The following is a 10,939-nucleotide window of genomic DNA, read 5'->3' on the forward strand; positions in this document are numbered from 1 at the left end:
CCCCCACGATGGCCGCGATCCCACGGCGCGCACCGCGATAAAGACGTGCCTCCTGCTCGCGATGCTCGCCTCGACCGCCTTCGCGCTCACCGCTTGCGAGCGCAAACCCACCGAGGAGGACGCCGTCGCGGCGGGCTTCGAGCCGCCGACCGTCATGCCGCGCGCCGATTTCGCGGTCCTGCTCGAACGGCGTTTTCGCCGTTTCGACACCAATGCCGACGGCGCGATCGACCAGCGCGAAGCCGTCGCGGCAGGCAGCGGAATGCTCGACACGCTCGACACCGACAAGGACGGCAAGATTTCGCGCGCCGAATTCATCGCCGGACGCCTCGCCCGCTTCGATCGCAACGACACCGATCATGATGGCATCGTCACCAACAAGGAACGCGACGCCGCGCGCGCGCGCTAGTTTCGGACGGCTGCCCCTCTTCTCGGCCATCCCCGTCTTCTCTGTCATCCCCGCGAAAGCGGGGACCCATCTCGGTCCTTGGGTGCTGGGTCCCCGCTTTCGCAGGGATGACAGGCAGGGGGTGTGCGCCAACGCGCGACTGTAAAGTCAGCATTGACCGGTTTCGCCCGTACCGAAACGTAATCGGTTGACGCTACGTCTACCGCAGCGCAGCATAACCTTATGGCTACCCTCCCCGGCATCGCAAACAATCCCGACATTCGTTTTCTGGGCAAATTGCTCGGCGACGTGATCCGCAGTTATGGCGGGGAGGCGCTCTACGCGCGCACCGAATCGATCCGCGCCGCCTCGGTCGATCGCCACAAAGGCGGCGCGGCGGATCTCGGGCTCGACGCGCTCAGCCTCGACGACACGCTCGATTTCGTGCGCGGCTTCATGCTGTTTTCGATGCTCGCCAATCTTGCCGAGGACCGGCAGGGCATCGCCGCCGAACCCGGTGCCGACATGGCCGCCGCGCTCGATCGGCTGGCGGGCGAAGGGATCGACCATGCGCAGGTGATGGCGCTGCTCGATCACGCGCTGATCGCCCCCGTCCTCACCGCGCACCCGACCGAGGTGCGGCGCAAATCGATGATCGACCATCGCAACCGCATCGCCGCGCTGATGGCGCTGCGGGACACGGGGGCCACCGAAACCGCCGACGGCGATAATGTCGAGGACGCGATTCTCCGCCAGATCGCGCTTCTATGGCAAACCCGCGTGCTGCGCCGCGAGCGACTCTACGTCACCGACGAAGTCGAAATCGCGCTCAGCTATTTGCGCGACGTGTTCCTCCCGGCTTTGCCCGCGCTCTACCAGCGCTGGGACCGCGCGCTGGGGACACGCGTGCCGAGCTTCCTGCGCCCGGGCAGCTGGATCGGCGGCGACCGTGACGGCAATCCGTTCGTCACCGCCGACAGCCTCAGAACCGCGCTCGCCAAGGCCAGCGAAGCGGTGCTCGGACATTATCTCGACGCGGTCCACGCGCTCGGGGCCGAACTGTCGATCTCGACCAACCTCGCCCCCGCCGACCACGCCGTCACCGCACTTGCCGAAGCGAGCGGCGACACCGCCGAAAGCCGCAGCGACGAACCCTATCGCCGCGCGCTATCGGGGATTTACGCCCGTCTTGCCGCGACGCATTTGGCGCTCACCGGCAAGCCCGCGCCGCGCCCCGGCCTGCTCCACGGCGCGCCTTATCCCGACCCGCAGGCGTTCCGCGCCGATCTCGTCACGATCGCGCGCGGCTTGCGCGGTGGCGGCGGTGCGCTGTCGTCGGGCGGCGCGCTCGGGCGGCTGATCCGCGCGGTCGAGACCTTCGGCTTCCACCTCGCCACGCTCGATCTGCGCCAGAACAGCGCGGTCCATGAACGCGTCGTCGCCGAATTGCTCAAGGTGGCAGGGGTCGAGGCCGATTATCTGGCGCTTGGTGAATCGCAGCGCGTCTCTTTGCTCCGCCACGAACTGTCCAACGCCCGCCCGCTCGCGAGCGGCTTCGCCGCTTATTCCGACGAGACGCGATCCGAGCTCGCGATCCTGCGTGCCGCCGCACAGGCGCACACGACGTACGGGCCGGCCTGCACCGTCCAGCACATCGTCTCGATGGCGCAAAGCGTGTCGGATCTGCTCGAACTCAACATCCTGCTCAAGGAAGTCGGGCTGTATCGTCCCGGACCCGAGCCCAGCGCGGCGATCATGGCGGTGCCCTTGTTCGAAACGATCGGCGATCTCGAGGCCGCCCCCGGCATCATGGCCGAATGGTTTGCGCTGCCCGAGGTGCGCGGCATCACCGCGGCGCGCGGCTATCAGGAAGTGATGATCGGCTATTCCGACAGCAACAAGGACGGCGGGTATCTCAGCTCGACCTGGAGCCTGTCGAAAGCCTCGACCGCGCTCAAAAATGTGTTCGCGGATTCGAACATCGGACTGCAATTGTTCCATGGCCGCGGCGGCGCGGTCGGGCGCGGCGGCGGCTCGGCCTTCGCCGCAATCCGCGCCCAGCCCGCCGGCACCGTCCAGGGCCGCATCCGCATCACCGAGCAAGGTGAGGTAATCGCAGGAAAATATGGCACGCGCGAAAGTGCCATTACCAATCTGGAGGCAATGACCGCCGCCACCCTCCTCGCCAGCTTGGAGCCCGCAAGCCTTTCAAGCGCCGACACCCAACGCTTCGCCGCCGCGATGGATATTTTGTCGGCTTCTGCGTTCGAGGCCTATCGCGCGCTGGTCTACGGCACTGAAGGCTTCCGCACCTTCTTTCGCCAGATGACGCCGATCGCCGAAATTTCCGGCCTCAAGATCGGCAGCCGTCCGGCCAGCCGTACCAAATCCGACCGGATCGAGGATTTGCGCGCGATCCCCTGGGTGTTCAGCTGGGCGCAAGCGCGCGTCATGCTGCCCGGCTGGTACGGCGTCGGCCAGGCGCTCGCTGGGTTCGAGGACAAGGGTTTGCTTCGCGAAATGGCGCAAGGCTGGCCGTTCTTCGCCGCGACGCTCGCCAATATGGAACAGGTCATCGCCAAATCCGACATGGGCATCGCCGCACGCTATGCGGCGCTGGTCGAGGATCGCGCGCTTGCCGACGCGATCTTCCCGCAAATCGAAAGCGGCTGGAGCCAGGCGCATGACGGCTTGCTCGAGGTCACCGGCCAGTCGCATTTGCTCGCCGCGCATCCCGCGCTCGATGCGTCGATCCGGCTGCGCTTGCCCTATATTGAGCCGCTGAATCTGCTGCAGATCGAACTCATCAAACGCCGCCGCGCAGGCGACACCGACGAGCGCATTGGCGAGGGCATCCTGCTGTCGATCAACGCCATCGCGACGGCGCTGCGTAACTCGGGGTAGGAGGAAGAAGGGGTTCACGCGAAGGCCGCGAAGAGAAGAGAAGAACGCGAAGAGAAGGGTTTGCGAAGTCCCGCGCGATCGGAAGACTTTGACCACTCCACACATATTTGCGCGCTATGCGCGCTCCAACAAGACCTTCCGCCTTCGCGCCCTTTCCTTCTCTTCGCGCCCTTCGCGTGAACCCCTTCTCCTTCTTCATCCGGGCAGCGGCGCAACGCCCGGTGCCACCGGCGCATCCACCACCTCACCCCGCGCATACAACCCCGTCAACATCCCCGCGCCGATAACATGTCCCTGTATCGCGTTAAGGACCGCCCCACGCCCCGGCGCGTCACCCAAATCCTCTGCTACGACATCGAGCGCGAACAGCTGGAAGACATAGCGATGCTCGCCATGCCCGCTCGGCGGATCGGGCGCGAGCCAGCCTTGCGCGAGGTAAGAATTCCGCCCGATCTCACCGGTCGCACCATCCTCGACAATTGCCCCCTCGGCGAGTGCGCGCGTATCCGGCGCCATCCCCCAGACGATCGCGTGCACCAGGGGCGCGAGTGTCGGCGAATCGGCATCCTCGACGATCAGCGCGAGGCTCTGCGTCGCTGTGGGTACCGCATCCCACACCAAAGGCGGCGACACGCCCGCGCCATCGGCGGTGAAGCGCACTGGCATCTCCGTCCAATCGCCAAAGGCCGGACTGCTGAGCGCAATCGGCGCATAGCCGCCACCGAGTGCGGGATTGACGATCGTCAGATGCTCAGCCCCCGCCCGCACATTGCGCAGGCTGGCACCAAGCCATTCGGGAATATGTTCGAGCATCGCTGTAAACCTTTCGATAGCGGTTGTTACTCAAGCCACCGGCGCGCGTCGTTGTTCCGTCGGCATGCTCAAAAATGGCGCGGCGATCTCGGGGCGAACGCGCAGCAACCGCCCCGTGGCGCGGTCGAGCAAGGCCCAGGTCGTCACCGCCTCGACCTTCACCCGCCCGTCGCTCCCGGTAAAGCGCACGTGCCGGTCAAAGCGCGCGCCCTTGGGTGGCTCGGGCACCCAGGTCTCACCGCTCACCGTCTCGCCGACCGCAACATTGCCACGATAATCGACCTCATGCCGCGTCACGACCCAGACATAGGCTGCCTGCTGCTCCGCCGGCGCGACCGCTGCCCAATGCGCGACCGCAAGCTCCTGGATCCAGCGCACCCACACCGCATTGTTGACATGGCCGAGCGCATCGATGTCGGCGGGCATGGCGGTAAAGGCGCGCGTGAAGCGTTTCTCCCTCTCCCCTCTGGGGAGAGGGTCGGGGAGAGGGGCCGTGCCGTGCTTTACCGTCCGCGTCACTGCCCCTCTCCCGACTTCGGCTTCGCCTCGTCTGCCCTCTCCCCGGAGGGGAGATGGCAATTACTCCTCCACCCCCAACTGCCACAGCACAAACGCATGTTCCTCCGCCGCCTCGCGCAAGCTCTCGAACCGCCCCGATTTGCCGCCATGCCCCGCGCCCATATTGGTCTTGAGCAGCAGCACAGTGTCATCGGTCTTGGTCGCGCGGAGTTTCGCCGCCCATTTCGCCGGTTCCCAATAGGTCACGCGCGGATCGTTGAGACCGCCCGAAATGAACATCGGCGGGTAACCTTGCGCGCGCACATTGTCGTACGGCGAATAGCCGCGGATCAGATCGAACGCCGCCTTATCCTCGATCGGATTGCCCCATTCGGGCCACTCGCCGGGCGTCAGCGGCAAATCGGCATCGAGCATCGTGTTGAGCACATCGACGAACGGCACATCGGCGATCACCGCGCCCCACAGCTCGGGGTCGGAATTGACCACCGCGCCCATCAACTCACCCCCGGCCGATCGTCCGGCGATCGCGATCTTGCCCGCCGCGGTCCAGCCGTCCGCGATTAACCCCTTCGCCACATCGACGAAATCGTTGAACGTATTGGCGCGCTTCTCGAGCTTGCCGTCGAGATACCATTGCTGCCCGAGATCGTCACCACCGCGAATATGCGCGATGGCATAGGCGAAGCCCCGATCGAGCAAGCTCAGCCGCCCGGTCGAGAAACCCGGCGGGATCGCATAGCCGTACGCCCCGTACGCATAGAGATAGAGCGGGCGGCTGCCATCCTTCGGGAAATCAGCCGGATAGACGATCGACACCGGCACTTCGGTGCCATCGCGCGCGGTGATTTTCAACCGCTCGGTGCGGTACTTTGCGACGTCATAGCCGCTCGGAATTTCCTGCACCTTGAGCGTCGTCAGCGCTCCGGTCGCTACGTCATAATCATATTCAGTCCCCGGCGTGACCATCGATTCATAGCCGAGCCGCAGCACGTCCATGTCATATTCGGGATTGTTGCCGAGCCCCGCATCATAGCTCGCCTCGGGAAACACGATCCGTTGCGGTGCGATCGACCCGTCATAGCGATGGATCTCGATCTGATCCAACCCGTCCTCGCGTCCGTCGACGATGAAGAAATCGCGGAAGCAATCGATTCCGGTCATGTAGAAATGCCGCGACGGGCCGATCTTCTCGACCCAGTCGCCCGGTGCCGCAATATCCGCGGTACACAGCCGGAAATTGGGGTCGGTGTCGTTGGTGTGGATGAACAGCGTGTCGCCATGCATGTCGACATCATATTCGCGCCCGACTTGCCGCGGCGAAACGCACAGCGGCGTCGCCAACGGGTCGGTCGCGGGGAGCAGATAGATTTCGCTGGTGACATGATCGCCGCTTGCCAGAACGATCCATTGGCGGTCGCTCGTTTCCGAAACGCCGACGCGAAAGCCTTCATCGGCCTCCTTGAACAGTTCCACATCATCGGTGACGGGGGTGCCAAGCCAGTGCAGCCGCGCATTGTCGGTGCGCCATTGCTCATTGGCGAGGCCGTAGAGAAAGCCTTTGTCGTCGGCGGTCCAGACGATCTCCGACAGCATCCCGGGAATGACATCGGGTAAATGCGCACCCGTGGCGAGGTCCTTAACGCGGACCTCGAAGCGCTCCGAACCATTGTCGTCGATCGCATAGGCAAGCAACCGCCCGTCATTCGACACCGAAAACGCGCCGAGCCGGAAATACTCCTTGCCTTCCGCCAGCGCGGTCTCGTCGAGGATCAGGTCGTCCTCACCACCAGCGACCGGCTTGCGCCACCATTTGCGATACTCGCCCCCGGTCTCGAACGAGGTCCAATACAGCCAGTCGCCATCCTTTTGCGGGACCGAAGCATCGTCTTCCTTGATGCGCCCTTTCATCTCGGCATAGAGCCGGTCGGTCAGGCCTTTGAGCGGCGCCATCACCCCCTCGAAATAGGCATTCTCGGCTTCGAGATAGGCGAGTACGTCGGTGTCACCCACCTCGGGATAGTTCGGGTCTTTCAGCCACGCATAGGGATCGTGGATCGTGACCCCGTGCGCGGTGAAGCTGTGCGGGCGGGTTTCGGCGATGGGGGGCGTGGGATTGGTCATCCCCGATCCCTACCCGCTCCCGGCCGGGCAAGTCGAGATGCGCGCGTTGACGAACGCGCTCAGGCGGACACCAGCGGAACGGCGGGCACGCGCATGATCCGCGCGAGCGCGGGCATGATCGGCACAGCGGCGCTCGGCGAACCTTGCACGGTGTGCCCGCGCCGGTCGATGGCGACGGGCACGTCCTGCTCGCGGCGATCATGACGAAAGGCGCTGGCATGCCCCGCCAGCGTCGCAATATCGCACGCGAGCGATGCCGCTGCGGCCGAAGTCTCCTCCACCATCGCTGCATTCTGCTGCGCGATTCCATCGAGCTGGGTCACCGCGCCCTTGATCTCGCCGATGGAGGTTGCCAACGCGGCATTATCATCGGCGATGTCGCGCGACAGGGTCGCCCCTTCAGCGCAGCGCGCGAGAATGGTCTCGAGTGCGCCATCGACCTGCCCGACCGCCGTAACGGCGACCCCGACATCGTCCTGCGTTGCGCTGAGCTGCACCCGCGCGCGTTTTGCTTCCTCCTCGGCGCGCATCGCAAGCGTTGAAACGAGATCGGCGACGACCGCGAAACCACGCCCGGCGTCGCCTGCGCGCCCCGCCTCGACCGCAGCGTTCATCGCAAGCACGCGCGTCTGGAAGGCGATCTTGTCGAGCCCCTCGATCACATCGTCGATTCCCGCCGTGCTGACCGAAACGCGGCGCATCGCCTCGATCGCGCCGTCGGTCCGCTTGCGAACGTCCCCCGCCGCATCGAGCGTCTGTTGCGACCCTTGTGAGGATTTCTGCGCGGCCTGCGCGGTGCTGCGCAACCGCTCGTCCATTTGCTCGATCGCGGCGGAGGTCTCCTCGATCGCGGCAGCACTGCTTTCGGTGCGATGGGCCAGATCATCGGTCGCGCGCGCGATCGACCCCGATGTGGCATCGATATCGCTCGTCGTGTCCACCACGGCGCGCACCATCGTGCGCAACGTGTCGATCGCACGATCGAGGTCAGCATGCACTCCGGCATAGCTTGGTGGAAACACGATCGTCGTGCTGTGCCGCAAGTCGCCCGATGCCATCGTCCGCAGCATCTGGCCAAGATTGTCGGCGATGAACGTCTGCTCGGCGCTCGTGCGCGCATCCTCGATCGCGCGATCGCGCGCAGCGCAGCGGAAGACATCGACCGCGCGCGCCATGTCGCCGAGTTCATCGGCGCGATCGCAAAACGGGACGGCGCGATCGCTCCCCTCCGCCAGCGCCATCGTCACTGCGATCAAGCTGCCGAGCGGCGTCATCACCGTGCGCATCAGATACACACCCGCGACGATCGCGAGCCCGAGCACCATCGCCGCGAGCGCGAGCAAGGCGATCGCCGCGGTCGTCAGAGTCCGGCTGGAACGGGCCTTGAGCATCGTCTGATGCTGTCCTGCAAGCGTCACCGCCCGATCGATCAGCGTACGGTGCGTGGCATAGTCGGCAGCGAGGCGCGCATAGCTTGCATGGATTGCCGCCGAATCGCCCGTACGCACTGCGGCCTTCAAGCGATCGACACCGTCCCAGAAGCGGCGGGCGGGCGCATCGGCATCGCGCGTCAGCGCGATCACCAGCGCCGGATCGAGCGTCGCGCGCGTCCAATAGGCATGGCGATCGTCATAGTCGCGCCGCAACGCCGCCAGCCGGGCGGCGCGTGCGTCAATCTGTTCGGGGTGATTGGCGAGCAGTGTCGCCTCAAGAAACGGTTCGAGCACATATTCGGGCGGCGGCAAAATATCGGCGACATAGTCCGACGCGAACTGGATCTGTTCGGCGACGGGGCCGCCGATCCGCACGAGATTGATGCTGTAGGCGGCGATCCCGATCGCCATCAGAACGATCCCGATGATCAGGGCAGTACCGATTTGAAGACGCTTGGCGATCGACATGGGCAAGACCACCTTCGGGAAGAAGCGGATAAAACTAATCATAATTATAGTCGACCCAGAGGCGAACCGGGTGCGCGAGCAGAATCACGGCCGCCGGCTCTGTTGCGCGCGGGCGCGATCTGCCAAGGTCCGGCGTCGTCGCAAACGACGTGTTACCCCGCATCATCCCCCGTTCCAGCAATCACGAGAATGCGCATGTCGACCTACACCGCCCGCCTCGCCGCCCTCCGCGCCCAGCTCGCCCGCCAGCGCCTCGACGGCTTCGTCGTCCCGCTGACCGATGAACACATGTCCGAGTATGTCGGCGCCTATGCCCAGCGGCTCGCGTGGCTGACCGGGTTTCAGGGCTCGGCCGGCAGCGCAGTGGTGCTGCCCGCAGCCGCCGCGATCTTCACCGACGGACGCTATACGCTGCAAGTGCGCGAACAGGTCTCGGGCGACGACTGGCAGTACGTTGCCGTTCCCGCCACCAGCATCGCCGACTGGCTGGGCGAACACGCGCCGGCGGGCGGGCGGATCGGCTATGATCCATGGCTCCACACGCGGGCGTGGGTTGCCGAGGCGCGCGCCGCGCTGGCCGCGCGCGGGGCCGACCTCATCGCGGTCGACACCAACCCGATCGATGCCGTCTGGCCCGACCGCCCCGCCCCATCCGACGCGCAGCTCGTTGTCCAGGACGACGCCCATGCAGGGCTGAGCTCGGCGGCCAAGCGCGCCGCGATCGCCGACTGGCTCGCCGCGCACAAGGCCGATGCGGTGGTGCTGACCGCGCTCGATTCGATCGCCTGGGCGCTCAACGTGCGCGGCAAGGACGTCGCGCACACGCCGGTGGCGCTTGCCTATGCGATCGTCGACGCCGACGGCACTGCTGATCTGTTCGTCGCGCCCGACAAAGTGACCGATGCGGTGCGGCAGCATCTCGGCAATGCGATTCGCCTCCACCCGCGCGACGCCTTTGCCGGGGCGCTCGGGGCTTTTGCCGACAAGCGTATCGCCGCCGACCCGCAATCCGCCGTCTCGGCGATTTTCGATCGGCTCGATCAGGGCGGCGCGACGATCCTCCCCTCACGCGATCCGGTCGTGCTCGCCAAGGCGACCAAGAACCAGCAAGAGATCGCCGGGCATCGCGCCGCCTCGGCCCGCGACGGGGCAGCACTCGCGCGCTTCCTGCGCTGGGTCGAGGCCGAGGCCCCCAAGGGTGGCCTGACCGAACTCTCCTGCGTCGCCAAGCTGCTCGAATGCCGCGAGGCGACCGGCGTGTTGCTCGACACGTCGTTCGACACGATCTCGGCGACCGGCGCGCATGGCGCCAGCCCGCATTACCATTCGACCCCAGACTCAAACGCGCCGCTTGAGCTGGGGCAGCTCTATCTGGTCGATTCAGGCGGACAATATGCCGACGGCACGACCGACGTGACGCGCGTGCTGCCGATCGGCGAACCCACCGCGGAAATGCGCGACCGCTTCACCCGCGTGCTGAAGGGCCATATCGCGCTCGCCACCGCGATCTTCCCGGCGGGCACCACGGGCGGCCAGCTCGACGGCTTCGCGCGACGGCCCTTATGGGAAATCGGCCTCGATTACGCGCATGGGACCGGCCACGGCGTTGGCGCGTATCTCTCGGTGCATGAAGGCCCGGCGCGGATCGCCCAGCCTTTCTATCCCGGCGGCGGCCCGGCCGAGCCGCTGCGCCCCGGCATGATCCTGTCGAACGAGCCGGGCTATTACAAAGCGGGCGCCTACGGCATCCGCATCGAGAACCTGATCCTGGTCGAGGAACGCGTGGCCGAGGGCGGGACGATGCTCGGGTTCGAGACGCTGACCTTCTGTCCGATCGAACGCACGCTGATCGTCGCCGAGCTGCTCACCCCGGCCGAACGGGACTGGCTCGATGCCTATCATGCGCGCGTCGTGGCGGTCATCGGCGGCTCCCTCGACGCCGAGGAGCGCGCCTGGCTGGCGGCGAAATGCGCGCCTATTGCTTAGCGGAATCGTCATCCGCCGGGGCGTCGAGTGCGCGGTCGCGCGCCTTGCGGCGTTTGAGGTTTTCGCGCAGCGCTGCCGCGAGTCGCGCGGCGGTCTCTTCATCCTTGGTCGCCACGTCACCCGCTCCTCCGCGACAATCAAGTTGACATTGCCGCCGCATCCGTCTCTTAGGCCGCTTCCGCCGACAGCGTAAGCGCCGACGGTATGCTGCCGTAGCTCAGTGGTAGAGCGCATCCTTGGTAAGGCTGAGGTCGTGAGTTCAATCCTCACCGGCAGCACCACGCAGTCTGCCGCGACCGGTCCTTAG

General features: G+C 65.9%; 8 protein-coding genes and 1 tRNA gene. 4 read left to right on the forward strand and 5 right to left on the reverse strand.

Annotation, left to right across the window (positions count from 1 at the left end; all coding sequences use genetic code 11):
* Positions 1-409 (forward strand): EF-hand domain-containing protein (locus ABWP09_RS05355; protein ID WP_353204114.1); only part of this gene is annotated, 409 nt, incomplete at its 5' end.
* 222 nt (positions 410-631) lie between these two features.
* Complete coding sequence (gene ppc / locus ABWP09_RS05360) at positions 632-3,292, forward strand: phosphoenolpyruvate carboxylase (protein ID WP_353204115.1); 2,661 nt, start codon at positions 632-634, stop codon at positions 3,290-3,292.
* 195 nt (positions 3,293-3,487) lie between these two features.
* On the opposite strand, the gene ABWP09_RS05365 is transcribed toward ppc, so the two are convergent.
* From ABWP09_RS05365 to ABWP09_RS05380, 4 genes are read right to left on the reverse strand one after another with little or no spacing between them, the layout of a single operon-like run.
* Positions 3,488-4,105, reverse strand: coding sequence for a YbhB/YbcL family Raf kinase inhibitor-like protein (locus ABWP09_RS05365; RefSeq protein WP_353204116.1), 618 nt, complete (start codon positions 4,103-4,105; stop codon positions 3,488-3,490).
* A 30-nt stretch (positions 4,106-4,135) separates the two neighbouring features.
* Positions 4,136-4,624, reverse strand: coding sequence for an acyl-CoA thioesterase (locus ABWP09_RS05370; protein WP_353204117.1), 489 nt, complete (start codon positions 4,622-4,624; stop codon positions 4,136-4,138).
* A gap of 60 nt (positions 4,625-4,684) precedes the next feature.
* Positions 4,685-6,745 (reverse strand): S9 family peptidase, encoded by a 2,061-nt coding sequence (locus ABWP09_RS05375; protein WP_353204118.1) that lies wholly within the window; start codon positions 6,743-6,745, stop codon positions 4,685-4,687.
* A gap of 59 nt (positions 6,746-6,804) precedes the next feature.
* On the reverse strand, positions 6,805-8,688 hold the full coding sequence (locus ABWP09_RS05380; RefSeq protein ID WP_353204119.1) for a methyl-accepting chemotaxis protein: 1,884 nt from the start codon (positions 8,686-8,688) through the stop codon (positions 6,805-6,807).
* Positions 8,689-8,841: 153 nt separating this feature from the next.
* On the opposite strand from ABWP09_RS05380, the gene ABWP09_RS05385 reads away from it, so the two are divergent.
* Positions 8,842-10,632 (forward strand): aminopeptidase P family protein, encoded by a 1,791-nt coding sequence (locus tag ABWP09_RS05385; protein ID WP_353204120.1) that lies wholly within the window; start codon positions 8,842-8,844, stop codon positions 10,630-10,632.
* Here the strand turns inward: ABWP09_RS05385 and ABWP09_RS05390 are convergent.
* The gene (locus ABWP09_RS05390; RefSeq protein WP_353204121.1) at positions 10,622-10,747 is read right to left on the reverse strand and encodes a hypothetical protein; all 126 of its coding nucleotides are present in this window, start codon (positions 10,745-10,747) and stop codon (positions 10,622-10,624) included. The two genes, ABWP09_RS05385 and ABWP09_RS05390, sit on opposite strands and share 11 nt — an antisense overlap.
* Before the next feature lie 91 nt (positions 10,748-10,838).
* Here ABWP09_RS05390 and ABWP09_RS05395 point away from each other — a divergent pair.
* Positions 10,839-10,913: transfer RNA gene (locus tag ABWP09_RS05395), tRNA-Thr, on the forward strand.
* The last annotated feature ends 26 nt before the right edge of the window (positions 10,914-10,939 follow it).

This window comes from Sphingomonas sp., assembly GCF_040398505.1.
Lineage (GTDB): Bacteria > Pseudomonadota > Alphaproteobacteria > Sphingomonadales > Sphingomonadaceae > Sphingomonas.